A 16,741-nucleotide genomic window follows, 5' to 3' on the forward strand; every position below is an offset into this window, starting at 1 on the left:
AGACTGAGGCCATGCCCGTGCTCGAACCCGATCCGCCGGACGGCCGGAAGAAGCTGCTGCTCGTCTTCGGCACGATCCTCGCCATCCTCGTCGTCATCGGCGTCGTCGCCACCCTCGCCTCCCCCTGACCGCCCGGCTCCGCCCCGCACGGGAGCCCGCCGCGGGGGTGGGGCAGGCCCCACCCTCCCCTAGGGGGCCAGGCTCAGGGGGAACTGGGTGGGTCACCGGATGGGCCGCCGGACACCGCGTCCGTAGCGTCGGAACCGACGCTCGACGCGCCGTCCGACCGACGGAGGGGGACTCTCATGACGGCCCACGTACACCACACCGGCACCCGGCGGCACCCGGCCGCGGCCCACGCGGAGGCCCGGCTGCCATGGTGGGCCCTCGCCCTGCCGGCCCTCGCCTTCCTGGCCCTGCTGCTGCTCCTGGTCTCCGGTGACCAGGCCGCCGCGGCGCAGGGCGGTGCCGCCCTCCCCGGCCCCGGGATCTCCGGGCTCCTGGAGCGCCTCCGGGAGTCGCTGCCGTTCTGAGCCGCGGCCGGCGGATCACCCGTCGCGGGGGACCGGCCTCAACGACCGCCACCCGGTGGCTGGTTTCGTGCGAACCTGGGGGCATGAGCGTCGATGTGCCCCGCAGTATCGTCCTTCTCCGACACGCCAAGGCCGACTGGCCCGACGTCGCCGACCACGACCGTCCGCTCGCGGACCGCGGGCGCAAGGACGCGCCGCTGGTCGGCGAGTGGCTCACGGACCACGGCATCGCTCCCGAACTCACCCTCTGCTCCACGGCCGCCCGGACCCGCGAGACCTGGAAGCTGCTCGCCCCCAAGCTGCCCCGCCGCCCGAAGACCGTCTACGAGGACCGGCTGTACGAGGCCTCGCCCGGCGAGATCATCGCCCTGCTGAACGAAGTGCCCGACGAGGTCGGGGAGCTGCTCGTCGTCGGCCACAACCCCGGCATGCAGGCGGTGGCCGACCTCCTGTCCGGCGAGGCGGAGGACACGGACGCCGCCGCCCGGCTCGCCCGCGGCTTCCCCACCTCCGCGGTGGCGGTGGTGCGCTTCACCGGCTCCTGGAAGTCCGTGGAACCCGGGACGGGCTCCCTCACGCGCTACTGGGCGCCGCACGACCCGCAGGGCTGAGCCCGTACGGCTTCCGGGCGCACCGCGGACCCGCGGGGCGCACACAAGCGTGGCGCCGGCCGGGCCACCGGGGTTCTGCGGGCGCCGCGGCCGCGGCGCGGTGCCGCGCCCCGCGGAGGGCCGGCCGACCCGGCGCCCGGAGACATGGCCACGCCCGCGGTGCGCCCCGGCTCGGAGCGCGCCGCGGGCCCGGGAGGACCTCAGCAGAGCTGGGCCGCCTCCACCTCTTCCCGCGTGATGCCGAGCAGATAGAGCACGGTGTCCAGGAAGGGCACGTTCACCGCCGTGTGGGCGGCCTCCCGCACCACCGGCTTGGCGTTGAACGCCACCCCGAGCCCGGCGGCGTTGAGCATGTCCAGGTCGTTGGCGCCGTCACCGATCGCGACCGTCTGTGCCAGCGGCACCCCGGCCTCCTCGGCGAAGCGGCGGAGCAGCCGCGCCTTCCCCGCCCGGTCCACGATCTCGCCGGTGACCCGGCCGGTGAACCGCCCGTCCACCACCTCCAGCGTGTTGGCGGAGGCGAAGTCCAGCCCCAGCTCCTCCCGGAGCGCGTCGGTTACCTGGGTGAAGCCGCCGGAGACCACCCCCACCTGGTAGCCCAGCCGTTTGAGGGTACGGACCAGGGTGCGGGCGCCCGGCGTCAGCCGTATCTCCTTGCGCACCCGCTCCGCCACCGAGGCGTCCAGTCCGGCAAGCAACTCGACCCGGGCGTGCAGGGACTGTGCGAAGTCCAGTTCGCCGCGCATGGCTCGCGCGGTGACCTCGGCGACCTCCGGCTCGCAGCCGGCGTGCCGGGCGAACAGCTCGATCACCTCGTCCTGGATGAGCGTGGAGTCCACGTCCATCACCACCAGCCGCTGCGCCCGGCGTTGCAGCCCGGAGGCGACCACGGCCACGTCCACCCCGTGCCGCGCGGCCTCCAGGGCGAGCGCGGTGCGCAGCGCCTCCGTACCGGTGCCGGAGACGTCGAACTCGACCGCGGTGACGGGGTACTTCGCCAGCCGGAAGATACGGTCGATGTTGCCGCCGCCGGCGGTGATGCAGGCCGCTATGGCCGAGGTGGACTCCGCCGTGAGCGGGTGCCCGAGCACGGTGACGTGCGACCGGCCCGCGGCCCGCGGCCGGTTGTCGCCGGTACCGGAGATGATCTCCGCCTCCAGCTTCATGGACTCGGCCCAGCCGTGCACGGTGGCCCGCAGTTCACCTTCGGTGGCGCCGCCACGCGGCGCGGTGACGAGGGCGCACAGCGTGATGCGGCCGCGGGTGACGAGCTGCTCGATGTCGACGACGTCGACGGCGTAGGCGGCGAGGGTGTCGAAGAGCCCGGCCGTGATGCCGGGACGGTCCCTGCCGAAGATCTTGACGAGGAGGGTCGGGTCCTCGGACGGCGGTGTGGACGACGGGACGGACGAGGGCGGGGTGGCCTGCGATGCAGTCATGATGCTGTCAACGGTAGCGCCGGAGGCCGGTCGCCCGCCCGTCCGGCCCGTATGCCGGACGGTGCTCCCGGCCGCCGCGGGGGCTCACGCGCCTCCTCGCGCGGGGTGCCCGCGGGGGTCTTGACCGCTCGCGGTAGCCGTGACAAGGGCATTACACGGGGCGGCTTCTCCCTGGGCGGCCGGGCCTGAAATAGTTCCCCACGATGTTCGCCATCCCCATGCGCCCTTCGCAGGGGGGCAGCTCGGGGGACAACTATTGGGGCATGGAGTGCCGGAACTCGTACTGGAATTGAACGGACAGACCTGGACGCTCGATCCGTCCAGGCCCTACACCCTCGGCCGTGATCCGCAGGGTGACGTGGTCATCGACGACCCACGGGTCTCCTGGCGCCACGCCGTCGTCCGCTGGGGCGGAAACGGCTGGGTCATCGAGGACCAGGGCAGCACCAACGGCACGTATGCGCAGGGGCAGCGGATCCAGCAGCTGGACGTCGTCCCCGGCACGCAGGTGGCGTTGGGCAACCCCACGGAGGGCCCCCGGCTGGGGTTCGCCGCGGCGGGCGCACCGGTCGCCGACGCCTACAGCGCGCAGGCGGCCGCACCGGCCGCACCGGCGCCGCAGCAGGTCCCGCAGCAGGTCCCGCCGCAGCACGGGGGCGGCCCCGGCTGGGGGCAGCAGCCCCCGCAGCCCCACGGGCAGCCCGTCCCCGCTCAGGTCCCGCAGCAGGGCGGCCCCGGCCACCCGCAGATGCCGCACCCGCAGATGCCGCAGAAGGTCGCACACGCCGGCGGCCCGGGCGCGCCGCAGCAGGGTGCCCCGTCGGGCGCGGACCGCAGCCCGACCACCTTCCACCAGCTCGCCCTCGGCCGCGTGATGCGCATCGGCCGTGCCCTGGAGAACGAGCTGGTCGTCTCCGACCTGCAGGTCTCCCGCCACCACGCGGAGTTCCGGGCCACGCCGGAGGGCCGGTTCGAGATCCGCGACCTCGGCAGCCACAACGGCACCTACGTCAACGGCCAGCCGCTGCCGCGCTCCGGCTCCGCGGTCATCACCGCCCAGGACACCATCGGCGTCGGGCACTCCACCTTCCGGCTGGTCGGGGACCGGCTGGAGGAGTTCGTCGACACCGGCGAGGTCTCCTTCTCCTCCCGCCATCTGACGGTGAAGGTCGACAACGGCAAGGTGATCCTCAACGACGTCACCTTCGGCGTCCCGGAGAAGTCGCTGGTGGCGGTGATCGGCCCGTCCGGCTCCGGGAAGTCCACGCTGCTGCGCGCGCTCACCGGCTACCGTCCCGCGGACGTCGGCGAGGTCCTCTACGACAACCGCAACCTCTACAAGCAGTTCGCCGAACTCCGCCAGCGCATCGGCCTCGTTCCCCAGGACGACATCCTGCACAAGGAGCTCACCGTCCGCACGGCGCTGCGGTACGCGGCCCGGCTGCGCTTCCCCGGTGACGTCGCGGAGGCCGAGCGCAACGCCCGTATCGAGGAGGTGCTGGCGGAGCTCAAGCTCGACATCCACGCCACCAAGAAGATCACCTCGCTCTCCGGCGGGCAGCGCAAGCGGGTCTCCGTCGCGCTGGAGCTGCTGACCAAGCCGTCGCTGATCTTCCTCGACGAGCCGACCTCCGGCCTCGACCCGGGCATGGACCGCGACGTCATGCAGCTCCTGCGCGGCCTCGCCGACGACGGCCGCACGGTGCTGGTGGTCACCCACTCGGTCGCCGAGCTGGCGCTCTGCGACAAGCTGCTGGTCATGGCGCCCGGCGGCGGGGTGTCCTACTTCGGCCCGCCCGAAGAGGCGCTGAACTTCTTCGGCTACGACAGCTGGGCCGACGTCTTCTCCGCCTTCGAGAACTACCGCGACTACGACTGGATGGGCCGCTGGCGCGGTTCCCAGCACTACCAGCTCTACGCGGCGGAGATCGACGCCGTCGCCCCGCAGCCCCAGCAGGGCCCGCCGCAGATGCCCCCGGCCCGCATGCAGAAGCCGCAGAGCTGGGGTTCCCAGTTCTGGACGCTCACCCGCCGCTACCTGTCGGTCATCGCCTCGGACAAGGGCTTCATGGCCCTGATGGTGCTGCTGCCGGCCATCCTCGGCGTCGTCAGCACCCTGATCCCCTCCGACTACGGCTTCCTCAAGAACCCGCAGTGGCCGAGGGGCTTCAACTCCGACGCGGGCACCATCCTGCTGATCCTCGCCGTCGGGATGTGCTTCACCGGAGCCGCCAACTCCGTACGCGAGCTGATCAAGGAACGCGTGATCTACGAGCGGGAACGGGCGACCGGCCTGTCACGCTCCGCGTACCTGATGTCGAAGGTCTTCGTCCTCACGCTGATCACGGCCTTCCAGGGCGTGATCATCTGTGCCATCGGCTTCTCCATCCGGGACCTCCCGGAGGAGGGCCTGCTGATGCCCCCGGCGGTCGAGATGTGCCTGGCGATCATCGCCCTCGGCTTCACCTCGATGGCCTTCGGGCTGGTCATCTCCTCGCTGGTCAAGACCGCCGAGAAGACCATGCCGCTGCTCGTCATGTTCGCCATCGTGCAGGTGGTCTTCACCGGCGTGCTCTTCAAGCTGTTCGACTCGCCCGGCATCAGCCAGCTCGCCTGGCTGATGCCCTCCCGCTGGGCCGTCGGCGCCGCCGGCTCCTCCGTGGACCTGTCCAACGTCATGCCGCCCTGGGACCGGGAGAACCGGGACGACCTCGACCCGCTGTGGGAGCACAGCACCTCGGTCTACCTGCTGGACATGTCGGTCCTGCTGCTCCTCGGCCTCGTCTGCCTCGTCGTGGTGGCCCGGCTGCTGCGCCGGCACGAGCCGGAGGTCATGCGCAAGTAGCCCGACCGCACGGACGGGACACTGGGGCGGCACCCGGGCGGGTGCCGCCCCTCGTGCGTTCCGCAGTCAGGCGCCCGCACGGGGCCGCCCTGCCCGCCCGGCACCGGGCCGCTCCGCCCACGCCGCGGCTCGCTTCTCCGCCCACGCCGCGGGCGTAGGACCCCGGCCCTACGCCCGCCGGACCGCCCGCGCCCGGCGGTCGCCGGATCCGCCGGCCCCCCGGCGCCGGTACGGTGATCGCATGGGTCCCCGCTCCGGACTGGCCGCCGTCAGTGCGGCCCTGCTCGCGATGAACCGCCGGCTGGAGGTGCGCGACGTCCTGCAGACGATCGTGGCCTCCGCCCGCGAGCTGCTGGACGCCGAGTACGCCGCGCTGGGCGTGCCCGACGATCACGGCGGCTTCGCCCAGTTCGTGGTGGCCGGCGTCAGCGACGCCGAGTGGAAGGCCATCGGCCCGCTGCCCCGGCAGCACGGCATCCTCGCCGCCATGCTGCACGAGGGGCCGCAGCGCCTCGCCGACGTGCGCGACGACCCGCGCTTCGAGGGCTGGCCCGCCGCCCACCCCGAGCTGGCGGACTTCCTCGGCATGCCCATCTCCGACGACGGTGAGGTGCTCGGCGCCCTCTTCCTCGCCAACAAGCGGTGTCCCCGCCCGGCCGGCGGCTGCGGCTTCACCGGGGAGGACGAGGAACTGCTGCGGCTGCTGGCGCAGCACGCCGCCCTCGCGCTGACCAACGCCCGGCTGTACGAGCGCAGCCGGGAGCTGACCATCGCCGGGGAGCGTGCCCGTATCGGCCATGAGCTGCACGACGCGGTCTCGCAGAAGCTCTTCTCGCTCCGGCTCACCGCCCAGGCCGCCACCACCCTCGTCGACCGGGACCCGGCCCGCGCCAAGGACGAGCTGCACGAGATCGCCCGGCTCTCCGCGGAGGCCGCCGACGAGCTGCGCGCGGCCGTCGTGGAGCTGCGCCCGGCCGCGCTGGACGACGACGGCCTCCTCGCCACCCTGCGCACCCAGGTGCAGGTGCTGGACCGCGCCCACGCGGCGCAGGTCGGCTTCACCACCGAGGGCGTGCGGGCGCTGCCCGCCGCCCAGGAGGAGGCGGTGCTCCGGGTCGCCCAGGAAGCGCTGCACAACGCCCTGCGGCACGCCGGAGCCCGCGCCGTCGGCGTCGAGCTGTTCCGGCGGGGGGCCGGCGCCGTGCTGCGCGTCACCGACGACGGGCGCGGCTTCGACCCGCGGGCCGTCCGCCGCGCGGGCCGGCATCTGGGGCTGGTCTCCATGCGGGACCGCGCGGGCGGTGTCGGGGGGCGGCTCACCGTGGACTCGGCGCCCGGCAAGGGCACCACGATCGAACTGGAGGTGCCTGGTGGCTGAGACCGGACCCATCAGGGTGGTGCTGGTGGACGACCACCAGGTGGTGCGCCGCGGGTTGCGGACCTTCCTGGAGATCCAGGAGGACATCGAGGTCGTGGGGGAGGCCTCGGACGGCGCGGAGGGCGTGGACCGGGTGGAGGAGCTCCGCCCCGACGTGGTGCTCATGGACGTGAAGATGCCCGGCACCGACGGCATCGAGGCGCTGCGGCGGCTGCGAGAGCGGGAGAACCCGGCGCGGGTGCTGGTGGTCACCAGCTTCACCGAACAGCGTACGGTCGTCCCCGCGCTGCGGGCGGGAGCCGCCGGCTACGTCTACAAGGACGTCGACCCCGACGCGCTGGCCGGCGCCATCCGCGCGGTGCACGCCGGGCACGTGCTGCTCCAGCCCGAGGTGGCGGGTGCGCTGCTCTCCGGCGAGGCGGGCGGCGGCACCGGTCGCGGCCCCGCCCTGACCGACCGGGAGCGGGAGGTGCTGGGCCTCGTCGCCGACGGCCGCTCGAACCGGGAGATCGCCCGGGCGCTGGTGCTCTCCGAGAAGACGGTGAAGACACACGTCTCCAACATCCTGATGAAGCTCGACCTGGCGGACCGCACCCAGGCCGCCCTGTGGGCGGTACGGCACGGTCTCGCGGGGTGAACTGCCGGGAGCCGAGCGCCGGGGAAGTGCATCCTTGCGCCGCCGGATTCGCCCGAACGGCGGTCGTGAGGGAGCGATGAGCTGTCAAGTCCCTCGTCAGGTTGCGGGTGCGATTTTCATCCCGGCGGGTGGATCTCCGATCCGGCGCGCATCCCCGCCGGGCGTGACCCGTTCTCCAGGGCGTGCTGCGGCGGACGCCGCAGTCCATTCGCCAAGGAGGGTCTCGAACCACATGCAGAACACGAAGCGCATCCTCGCCGTGACCATGGCGGCCGGCGGGCTGCTCGCCGCCGGTGCCGGCGCGGCCGCCGCGCACGGCGGCGCGGGCGCCCACGGTGTCGCGCACCACTCCCCGGGTGTCGGCTCCGGCAACGTCGTCCAGGTGCCGGTCCACATCCCGGTGAACGTCTGCGGCAACACCGTGAACGTCGTCGGGGCGCTCAACCCGGCCTTCGGCAACGCCTGCGTCAACCACTGACCACGGCGCGGCCGTCACCGGTGCCAGGGCCGGCCCGCGGGAGCCCCCGCGGGCCGGCCCGCCGCGTCCGCGCCGTCGTCCGGGGTCCGTCGTCCGGGCCCCGGGCTCCGCCGAACGAGGGCATCGCGCCGCTTCCCCGTGCCGTCCTCCCGGGGCGTGCGTTGCTCAGCACGCGGCCCGCCGTCACGGGGCTGCGGACATCACAGGAGGACACCCATGAAGACTGTCAAGAAGGCGGCACTCGTCGTCGCCGCCACCGGTGCGGCCGTCGGCGCCTCGGCCGGCACCGCGTTCGCCGGCGGCGGCGACGGGGCGAACGCCCAGGCCCTCGCCGCCGGTTCCCCCGGCCTGATCTCCGGGAACGTCGTGCAGATCCCGGTCGACATCCCGATCCAGATCTGCGGCAACACCGTCGACATCGTCGGGGTGCTCAACCCGACCTTCGGGAACACCTGCGTCGTCAAGTGACCGGGTGACCGCGGTGGGGCCCGCACGGGGCGGGCCCCACCGCCCGGCCTGCTCCGCGCCCGGCCCCGGAGCCCGCCCGCGCGTCACGCCCGGCCGCGCTCCCGCTCCTCCGCGAACGCGTTGTACGCCGCCACCTGCGCCCGGCGCGCCGTGCGCTCCACCGGGCGCAGCACCCGGTCCCGCTCGGCCATCTCCGAGGCGCTCACCGCACCGCCGTGCGCCCGTCCGTCACCGCCGTCCCCCGAGGCGATGGACACCAGGGCGGTCACCCGCTGTGCCAGCTCCAGCACCCGCACGGCCCGCGCCGGGTATCCCGGGGCCAGCAACCGCCGCCCGGCCTCCGCCCGGGCGCGGTACGCCGCCAGCGCCGCGTCCGCCACCGGCCCGGATCCCGCCACGTCCAGCCGCGTCAGCAGTTCCGTCGCCTCGCGCACCGCCTCCGCGAGCTCGCGCTCCGCCTCGCCCAGCGACGGCACGTCGGCCGGGGGCGCCTCCTGCACCGGCAGGCACCGCCACACCACCTCCACATGGCGGTCCTCCGGACCGGCGACACCCCGCTCCGGGCCGGCCTCGTGCACCTCGGGCACCAGGCCCACGCCCGCGCCCCGGGCCAGCACCGCCTCGCCGGCCTCCAGCGCCCGTGCGTTGAACTCCGGCGGACCGCTCAGGCCCAGCGGGTGGCCCGGCACCGGCAGCGCCACCCGCAGTCCCGTGGTGCCCAGGGCACGCAGCCGGCCCAGCGCCAGGGTCAGCCCCGCCGGGGCCGCCTCCCGCCCGTCCGGCTCCGGCAGTCCGGCGACCCGGTGCACGGCGTCCTCGTCCCCCACGATGCGTGCCGCCGCCTCGTCGGGCGACACCTCTCCGGCCACCAGGGCGTTCCCCCAGGCGGCCAGCCGCCCCGAACGCGGTTCCTCCAGCATGGGCACCAGCCTAGGGAACGGGGACTGGCGGACGGGAGCACGGGGACGTGGCGTAGGTTTTTCCCTGGGATGTGCCCTCGGGCACGGCACGGCGACCACAAACCGCAATCGCGACTGCAAGGGGAGACGCGCGCTCATGAGCGATGTACTGGAGCTGGTGGACGTATCCGTGGTCCGCGAGGGCCGTGCTCTGGTGGACGACGTCTCCTGGTCGGTGAAGGAGGGCGAGCGCTGGGTGATCCTGGGCCCGAACGGCGCCGGCAAGACCACCCTGCTGAACATCGCCTCCAGCTATCTCTTCCCGACCACGGGCACCGCCACGATCCTCGGCGAGCGGCTCGGCGGCGTGGACGTCTTCGAGCTCCGCCCCCGCATCGGCATGGCCGGGATGGCGCTCTCCGACAAGCTGCCGCGCCACCAGACGGTGCTGGAGACCGTGCTCACGGCCGCGTACGGCATGACGGCGCACTGGCACGAGAGCTACGACCCGGTGGACGAGGAGCGCGCGCTGGCCTTCCTCGACCGGCTCGGCATGAACGACTACCTGGACCGGAAGTACGGCACCCTCTCCGAGGGCGAGCGCAAGCGCACCATGATCGCCCGCGCCATGATGACCGACCCGGAGCTGCTGCTGCTCGACGAGCCCGCCGCCGGACTCGACCTCGGCGGCCGCGAGGACCTCGTGCGCCGGCTCGGACGCCTCGCGCGCGACCCGTACGCCCCCTCGATGCTGATGGTCACCCACCATGTCGAGGAGATCGCCCCCGGCTTCACCCATGTTCTGATGATCCGCCAGGGCAAGGTGCTGGCCGCCGGGCCCCTGGAGACCGAACTGACCTCCCGGAACCTCTCGCTCTGCTTCGGTCTCCCGCTCGTCGTCGAGCAGAACGGCGACCGCTGGACCGCTCAGGGTCTGCCGCTGCGCTGATCCCCCGCCTACCATGGGCCCGTGGACGCATGGGTGTGGTGGCTGATCGCCGCCGTAGGGCTGGGAATCCCGCTCGTTCTCACGGCGATGCCCGAGTTCGGGATGTTCGCCGTCGGCGCCGTGGCCGCGGCCGTCACGGCCGGGCTGGGCGGCGGGGTGGTGACGCAGACCGTCGTCTTCGTGGTCGTCTCCACGGCGCTGATCCTCGTCGTACGACCACTCGCCCGGCGCGCGAACCAGCAGCTCCCCGGTCTCCGCAGCGGGGTCGACGCGCTCCGCGGCCGGCAGGCCGTGGTCCTCGAACGGGTGGACGGCGAGGGAGGCCGGATCAAGCTCGCCGGCGAGGTCTGGTCCGCCCGCGCGCTGGACGGCAACGAGGCCTACGAGCCGGGCGCCAAGGTCGACGTCGTGGAGATCGACGGAGCCACCGCCGTCGTGATGTGATGGTCCGTAACGACAGCCCGACGCAGTGTTCCTGCGCTGCGAGCCGGCGTCACCGCCCGGCGGCGGCCCGGCACGGCGCATCCCGAAACCGAATGCAGGGGGAGTGGCGATGGACGCCATCATCATCGTCCTGATCATCCTGGTGGTGCTCGTCTTCATCGCGCTCATCAAGACGATCCAGGTCATCCCGCAGGCGAGCGCCGCGATCGTGGAGCGCTTCGGCCGCTACACGCGGACGCTGAGCGCCGGGCTGAACATCGTGGTGCCCTTCATCGACACCATCCGCAACCGGGTGGACCTGCGCGAGCAGGTGGTGCCCTTCCCACCGCAGCCGGTCATCACCCAGGACAACCTCGTCGTCAACATCGACACGGTCATCTACTACCAGGTGACCGACGCCCGCGCCGCCACCTACGAGGTCGCCAGCTACATCCAGGCGATCGAGCAGCTCACCGTCACCACGCTGCGGAACATCATCGGCGGCATGGACCTGGAGCGCACCCTCACCTCCCGGGAGGAGATCAACGCCGCGCTCCGCGGCGTCCTCGACGAGGCCACCGGCAAGTGGGGCATCCGCGTCAACCGCGTCGAGCTCAAGGCCATCGAGCCGCCCACCTCCATCCAGGACTCGATGGAGAAGCAGATGCGCGCCGACCGCGACAAGCGCGCCGCCATCCTCCAGGCCGAGGGCGTCCGGCAGTCCGCCATCCTCACCGCCGAGGGCGAGAAGCAGTCGTCCATCCTGCGCGCCGAGGGCGAAGCCAAGTCCGCCGCCCTGCGTGCCGAGGGCGAGGCCCAGGCCATCCGCACCGTCTTCGAGTCCATCCACGCGGGCGACCCCGACCAGAAGCTGCTCTCCTACCAGTACCTGCAGATGCTCCCGAAGATCGCCGAGGGCGACGCGAACAAGCTCTGGATCGTGCCCAGCGAGATCGGCGACGCGCTCAAGGGCCTCGGCGGCGCGCTCGACGGCTTCCGCCCGGGCGGGAACGCCGGCGGTGGCACGGGAGGCTCCGGGAACTCCGGCGGCACCGGCACGACCAAGGCCCCCCGGGAGCAGCCGCCCATCGACTGACGGGCCGGTTGTCCGGCTGACGGACCCGGCTGCACGGCCGCCGTCCCCTTCGGGCATGATCGGTGCACGCAGCACCGATCACTCGAGAGGCATCACGCGTGGACATCTGGGAGGCGGCGGCCGTCTGCACGGCCGGAATCGGCGCCGGGGCGATCAACACCATCGTCGGCTCCGGCACGCTCCTCACCTTCCCGGTGCTGCTCGCGGTCGGGCTGCCCCCGGTCACGGCCAACGTCTCCAACGCGCTCGGCCTGGTGCCCGGCTCGGTCAGCGGCGCCATCGGCTACCGCCGCGAGCTCCGCGGGCAGCGCGGCCGGGTGCTGCGCCTGGGCGCCGTCGCCCTGCTGGGCGGGCTCGTCGGCGCCGTCCTCCTGGTCGCCCTGCCCTCCCGCGCCTTCACCCTGATCGTGCCCGCCCTGATCGGCATGGCGCTCGTCCTGGTGGTGCTCCAGCCCCGGCTCTCCCGGCTGGTGCAGCGCCGCCGGGAGCGCAACGGCAGCCCGGAGCACGCCCACGGCGGGCCCGTCCTCCTCGGCGGCCTCGGGCTGGCCAGCACCTACGGCGGCTACTTCGGCGCCGCCCAGGGCGTCATATACCTGGGGCTGATGGGCCTGCTGCTGGACGAGGACCTGCAGCGCGTCAACGCCGTCAAGAACGTCCTCGGCGCGCTGGTCAACGGTGTCGCCGCGGTCTTCTTCCTGTTCGTCGCCGACTTCGACTGGACCGCCGTCCTGCTCATCGCGGCCGGCTCGGCCGCCGGCGGGCAGCTCGGCGCCCGCATCGGGCGCCGGCTGCCGCCGGCCGTGCTGCGCGGGGTGATCGTCGCCGTCGGGCTGGCCGCCGTCATCCAGCTACTGCTGGGCTGACCGGCCGCGCCCGGCCCGGCAGGGTCAGCCACTCCGGCAGCGCGTCCCCCTCCCGGAGGCCGAGTGCGAGCAACAGCGCGTCCGCCGGCGTAGGCTCGAACGGCTGCACGAGCAGCCGCATCCCCGCCTGGGCCGGCGTACGGTCCGCCTTGCGGTGGTTGTCCGCCGCGCAGGCCGCCACGGTGTTCAGCCAGGTGTCACCGCCGCCGCGGGAGCGCGGCACCAGGTGGTCCACCGTGGTCGCCCGGCGCCCGCAGTACGCGCACCGGTGCCGGTCCCGTACCAGCACACCGCGCCGCGACCACGGCGCCCGTTGTCGGAAGGGCACCCGCACGTATCTGCAGAGCCGGATCACCTGCGGCACCGGCAGGTCCACGGCGGCGGCACGGACGCGCAGACCGGGGTGCGCCTGCTCGACCACGGCCTTGCCCTGCATCACCAGAACGACCGCACGCCGCAGCGACACCGTCGACAGCGGCTCGAAGCTCGCGTTGAGGACCAGCGTCTCGCGCATCCCCCTCCACCTCCCGGTCCGTCCCCGGCCGCCCTGGCGCGGGGTGGCTCCACTGTGCCGGTGGCCGACCACGCGGACAACGCAATTTCCCCGGGCCGTACGGCAGGTGAAGGGCCCTCGTCACCGGCGAGGACAGGGAAGGAAGGGTGGGTGCGGAGAGGAGGGCCGTGGCAGGCCGCGGACGGAGGTGGGACGAGGGCTCACAGGGCAGCCGGCGCGGTCGCCCGGCGATCCGCCGGGCTCCGGCAGGCGGTGTGGGCGCTGACACGAGCGCGCCGCGCCGCCCCCGCGCATGCGGTGCCGACTGCCCCGGCCACCACGATGCGCCGGGGACGCCGCGGGGCGCAACGGAATTACGCGGCCCCGGGCGCCGTCCGCTCAGGAATCGGCCGGCACCTCGTGCACGCCGATGAGCTGCGCACGCGCCAGGGTCTTGAAGCGCAGGTTGAAGCCCACCACCGCCGGGGTGGCGTCCGCGTCCGGGCCGAGCGTGTCGGCGTCCACGGCGTACACGGTGAAGACGTACCGGTGGGGCCCGTCCCCGGGCGGCGGGGCGGCACCGCCGAAGTCACGGGTGCCGAAGTCGTTGCGCACGTGCACGGCCCCCTCCGGCAGTCCCTTCCTCTCCCCCGAGCCGGCGCCCGCGGGCAGCTCGGTCACGTCGGCGGGGATGTCGAACACGGACCAGTGCCAGAAGCCGCTGCCGGTCGGGGCGTCCGGGTCGAAGCAGGTGACGGCGAAGCTCTTCGTCTCCGGCGGGAACCCCGACCACCGCAGATGCGGTGAGACGTTCCCCTCCGCGTACACCTGAGCCGCCTTCAGGGGCGCCCCTTCCGACACGTCGTCACTCACCACGGTGAACGCCGGCACCTGCGGGTGGAAGTCGTGGGGGAGCGGCCGCTGCTTCTGCTCGGTCACGTCGAGAACCTCCTCATCGAGCGAATCGCTGCATCGGCCAGCCTAACGAGCCGTCGTGGCGCGGGCTGACAGCATGGCCGGGTGCTAACAAAGTGCTCCGTGGACCGTTCGGGACGGCCGCGGGCCACGGACCCGCACCCCTGCCCCGACACATGACCTGACCACGACAGAACCTCACACCGGTGGTGACTCGTGACCAGCTCCGCGCAACTCCCCGAACTGCCCGAGGAAGGCCTCAGCGGCCTCTTCGACGGCACCGTGCCACCCGGCGTGTACCGGACTCCCTCCGTGGGACCCGAGGCGCTGCTCCAGGCCGAGGCGGCGGGCTGGTACGGGGCGGTGCTCGACCTGAGCGGGGTCACCGGCCGGGACGGCTTCCTGGAGAGCTGCGTGGCCGGGCTGGAACTGCCCGAGTGGTTCCGCCACACCTGGGACTCCCTCACCGACTGTCTCACCGACCTGTCCTGGTGGGGTGAGCCCGCCGGATATCTCATCCTGACCAGCGGCTGGTCCGGTTTCGAGAGCGCCGCGCCGGAGGACGCCGACACGGCGGCGGAGATCCTGGGCGCCGCCGTGGGCTTCTGGTCGGTCCGGGAGACCCCGCTGGCCGCGGTGCTGGGCTGAGTCCGCAGGCGGGGCGCAGGCCGGGGAGGCGGGGCCGCACGGTGCACGCCGACCCCGCCCGCGGGCGTCAGAACCAGTTGCGCTTGCCGCCCACCTCGGACAGCCACTGGTTGAGGTAGGCGTTCCAGTCGGTCTGCTGGAAGTTCGCCAGGTCCACGGTGAAGGCCCGGTACGAGTCGCTTCCCTCGCTGAAGAGCCCCGGCTTCTTGTCCATCTCCAGGACGACGTCCATCTCCCGGTCGTCCGCCACGAAGCTGAGCTCCACCATGTTCAGCCCCCGGTACTGCTCCGGGGCGTGGAACTCGATCTCCTGGTAGAAGGGCAGCCGCTGCCGGGTGCCGCGGATGTGCCCCTTCTCCATGTCGGCGCTCCTGAAGCGGAATCCCAGTGCGCCGAAGGCGTCCAGCAGCGCCTGCTGCGCGGGCAGCGGGTGGACGTTCACCGGGTCGAGGTCGCCGGAGTCCACGGCGCGAGCGATCTGCAGCTCGGTCACCACGCCGATGTGCATCCCGGTGAGCTGCCGGCCCATGAACATGGTGATCGGCGTCTCCCACGGGATCTCCAGGCCGAACTGCACGGCGTGCACAGCCCCGGGCTGCACCTCGAAGGCGCCGCCGACCTGCTGCTTCGTGAACTCGACGTTCTGCTTGAACTCGCCGTCCTCGGTCTCCACCTCGACCTGGGCCTGGAGCCCGACGTTGAGTCCCTCGATCTGCTGGGCGACCGAACCGCCCTGGATCCGTACCTCGCCCTGCACGACCCCGCCGGGCACGACGTTCGGCTCGGTCAGCTCCGTCTCGACCGAGGCGCCTCCCGCCCCCATGCTGGCCATCAGCTTCTTGAAGCCCATGCTCATCCTCTCCGGGATCCGCCCGTTGTCGGCTGTGACACCCTCGACTTGAACAAACGCGAACCCGTCCGCCGGCGGTTCCAGCCTTTCGACTACGCTCCGACGGCGTGATCGCCGACCGAGACGCTACGCCACCCCCGGACTACGGCCGTACCCCGTTGCCCCGCTCCTTCTTCGACCGGCCGGTGCTCGAAGTGGCTCCGGACCTGCTGGGCCGCACCCTGGTCCGCAACACCGTGGACGGCCCGATCGAGGTACGGCTCACCGAGGTGGAGGCGTATGCCGGGGAGATCGACCCCGGGTCGCACGCCTACCGCGGACGTACCCGGCGCAACGCCTCCATGTTCGGGCCGCCCGGCCACGCGTACGTGTACTTCATCTACGGCATGTGGTGGAACCTGAACCTGGTCTGCGGCCCGGAGGGGAAGGCCGGCGGGGTGCTGCTCCGCGGCGGCGAGATCCTCTCCGGGACGGAACAGGCCCGGATCCGCCGCCCGAAGGCCCGCCGGGACGCGGAGCTGGCCAAGGGCCCCGCGCGCCTCGCCACGGCGCTGGCCGTGGACAAGGCCCTGGACGGTGCGGACGTGTGCGGGGAGGACGAGGCCGCACCCCTGCGCATCCTCACGGGCGCCCCGGTGGACGGGGAGACCGTGCGCACCGGACCGCGGACGGGCGTCGGCGGCGCCGGAGCCACGCACCCCTGGCGTTACTGGATCGACGGCCACCCGACCGTGAGCCCCTACCGGCCGCACCAGCCGCGCAACCGCAGGACCCGCGGGACGCTCGGGAAGGGGCCGGCCCCGTCGGGGTCCACGGGGACGACGGGCGCGGCGGGTGCGCCGCGGGGAACGCCGGGAACGCCGGGAACACCGGGAACGCCGGGAACACCGCCGCAGCACCGGACTTGACTCCGGTGGGTCGGCCACCTAATGTTGGCCGAGCCGCTGAAGCAGGGTGAGCAGCCGCTGCGACCACATGGTGATCGCGCGGACACTCTGAAGCGGCCACACCACTACTTGCGATCTCCCTCCGGGGGCTCATCGGCGTGCCGATAAACCACCGGAAAAGCTTGATTTTGAGTCGGCTGGGAAATCCGCTAACGTAGTGGACACACCGAAGGGAAGCGCCCGGAGGAATCCTGAGAGGGATTGCGAAGGTAGCGTCCGTTCCTTGAGAACTCAACAGCGTGCCAAAAGTCAACGCCAGATATGTT

The 16,741-nt window shown here is 72.9% G+C and carries 18 protein-coding genes and 1 pseudogene; 14 read left to right on the forward strand and 5 right to left on the reverse strand.

The window, feature by feature from the left end:
- Positions 1-11: 11 nt before the first annotated feature.
- The 3 genes from HOY81_RS27500 (at position 12) to HOY81_RS22205 (ending at position 1,144) form a co-directional block, all read left to right on the forward strand.
- Entirely contained in the window at positions 12-128 is a 117-nt protein-coding gene (locus HOY81_RS27500; protein ID WP_272893158.1) for an SGM_5486 family transporter-associated protein, read from the forward strand.
- A gap of 177 nt (positions 129-305) precedes the next feature.
- A complete protein-coding gene (locus HOY81_RS22200) occupies positions 306-533 on the forward strand; it encodes a hypothetical protein (protein WP_237322284.1) in 228 nt (75 codons plus the stop codon).
- 83 nt (positions 534-616) lie between these two features.
- Positions 617-1,144: a histidine phosphatase family protein gene (locus HOY81_RS22205; protein WP_237322286.1), complete on the forward strand. Its 528-nt coding sequence runs from the start codon at positions 617-619 to the stop codon at positions 1,142-1,144.
- A gap of 200 nt (positions 1,145-1,344) precedes the next feature.
- Here HOY81_RS22205 and serB read toward each other — a convergent pair whose 3' ends face one another.
- A complete protein-coding gene (gene serB, locus HOY81_RS22210) occupies positions 1,345-2,583 on the reverse strand; it encodes a phosphoserine phosphatase SerB (protein WP_237322288.1) in 1,239 nt (412 codons plus the stop codon).
- Positions 2,584-2,839: 256 nt separating this feature from the next.
- Here serB and HOY81_RS22215 point away from each other — a divergent pair, with 256 nt between their 5' ends.
- The 5 genes from HOY81_RS22215 (at position 2,840) to HOY81_RS22235 (ending at position 8,389) form a co-directional block, all read left to right on the forward strand.
- Entirely contained in the window at positions 2,840-5,428 is a 2,589-nt protein-coding gene (locus tag HOY81_RS22215) for an FHA domain-containing protein (RefSeq protein ID WP_237322290.1), read from the forward strand.
- Between the two features lie 241 nt (positions 5,429-5,669).
- The gene (locus HOY81_RS22220; RefSeq protein ID WP_237322293.1) at positions 5,670-6,806 is read left to right on the forward strand and encodes a GAF domain-containing sensor histidine kinase; all 1,137 of its coding nucleotides are present in this window, start codon (positions 5,670-5,672) and stop codon (positions 6,804-6,806) included.
- Positions 6,799-7,443, forward strand: coding sequence for a response regulator transcription factor (locus HOY81_RS22225; protein WP_237322295.1), 645 nt, complete (start codon positions 6,799-6,801; stop codon positions 7,441-7,443). Before HOY81_RS22220 ends, HOY81_RS22225 begins: the two co-directional genes overlap by 8 nt.
- 232 nt (positions 7,444-7,675) lie before the next feature.
- Complete coding sequence (locus HOY81_RS22230) at positions 7,676-7,921, forward strand: chaplin (protein WP_237322297.1); 246 nt, start codon at positions 7,676-7,678, stop codon at positions 7,919-7,921.
- 216 nt (positions 7,922-8,137) lie between these two features.
- Complete coding sequence (locus HOY81_RS22235; RefSeq protein WP_237322299.1) at positions 8,138-8,389, forward strand: chaplin; 252 nt, start codon at positions 8,138-8,140, stop codon at positions 8,387-8,389.
- An 83-nt stretch (positions 8,390-8,472) separates the two neighbouring features.
- Here the strand turns inward: HOY81_RS22235 and HOY81_RS22240 are convergent, their stop codons facing one another.
- Positions 8,473-9,309, reverse strand: a complete 837-nt coding sequence (locus HOY81_RS22240) for a hypothetical protein (RefSeq protein ID WP_237322300.1) — start codon at positions 9,307-9,309, stop codon at positions 8,473-8,475.
- Between the two features lie 136 nt (positions 9,310-9,445).
- Between HOY81_RS22240 and HOY81_RS22245 the strand changes: the two genes are divergently transcribed.
- From HOY81_RS22245 to HOY81_RS22260, 4 genes are all read left to right on the forward strand, one after another.
- On the forward strand, positions 9,446-10,237 hold the full coding sequence (locus tag HOY81_RS22245) for an ABC transporter ATP-binding protein (protein ID WP_237322302.1): 792 nt from the start codon (positions 9,446-9,448) through the stop codon (positions 10,235-10,237).
- A 21-nt stretch (positions 10,238-10,258) separates the two neighbouring features.
- On the forward strand, positions 10,259-10,681 hold the full coding sequence (locus tag HOY81_RS22250; RefSeq protein ID WP_237322305.1) for an NfeD family protein: 423 nt from the start codon (positions 10,259-10,261) through the stop codon (positions 10,679-10,681).
- Between the two features lie 109 nt (positions 10,682-10,790).
- Positions 10,791-11,756, forward strand: coding sequence for an SPFH domain-containing protein (locus HOY81_RS22255; protein WP_237322306.1), 966 nt, complete (start codon positions 10,791-10,793; stop codon positions 11,754-11,756).
- 98 nt (positions 11,757-11,854) lie between these two features.
- The gene (locus HOY81_RS22260) at positions 11,855-12,622 is read left to right on the forward strand and encodes a sulfite exporter TauE/SafE family protein (protein WP_237322308.1); all 768 of its coding nucleotides are present in this window, start codon (positions 11,855-11,857) and stop codon (positions 12,620-12,622) included.
- Here the strand turns inward: HOY81_RS22260 and HOY81_RS22265 are convergent.
- A complete protein-coding gene (locus HOY81_RS22265) occupies positions 12,600-13,136 on the reverse strand; it encodes an HNH endonuclease (protein ID WP_237322310.1) in 537 nt (178 codons plus the stop codon). The genes HOY81_RS22260 and HOY81_RS22265 overlap by 23 nt on opposite strands.
- Positions 13,137-13,514: 378 nt before the next feature.
- On the reverse strand, positions 13,515-14,054 hold the full coding sequence (locus HOY81_RS22270) for a YbhB/YbcL family Raf kinase inhibitor-like protein (protein WP_237322312.1): 540 nt from the start codon (positions 14,052-14,054) through the stop codon (positions 13,515-13,517).
- Positions 14,055-14,246: 192 nt separating this feature from the next.
- On the opposite strand from HOY81_RS22270, the gene HOY81_RS22275 reads away from it, so the two are divergent.
- Positions 14,247-14,678, forward strand: coding sequence for a barstar family protein (locus HOY81_RS22275; protein WP_237322314.1), 432 nt, complete (start codon positions 14,247-14,249; stop codon positions 14,676-14,678).
- A gap of 67 nt (positions 14,679-14,745) precedes the next feature.
- Here HOY81_RS22275 and HOY81_RS22280 read toward each other — a convergent pair whose 3' ends face one another.
- Positions 14,746-15,528, reverse strand: coding sequence for a sporulation protein (locus tag HOY81_RS22280; protein WP_237322318.1), 783 nt, complete (start codon positions 15,526-15,528; stop codon positions 14,746-14,748).
- Between the two features lie 110 nt (positions 15,529-15,638).
- Between HOY81_RS22280 and HOY81_RS22285 the strand changes: the two are divergent.
- Positions 15,639-16,301, forward strand: a pseudogene (locus tag HOY81_RS22285) (DNA-3-methyladenine glycosylase); the annotation flags it as partial.
- Positions 16,302-16,741 lie beyond the last annotated feature (440 nt).

Source organism: Streptomyces sp. JJ36, assembly GCF_021696945.1.
In the GTDB taxonomy this organism is placed as follows: Bacteria; Actinomycetota; Actinomycetes; order Streptomycetales; family Streptomycetaceae; genus Streptomyces.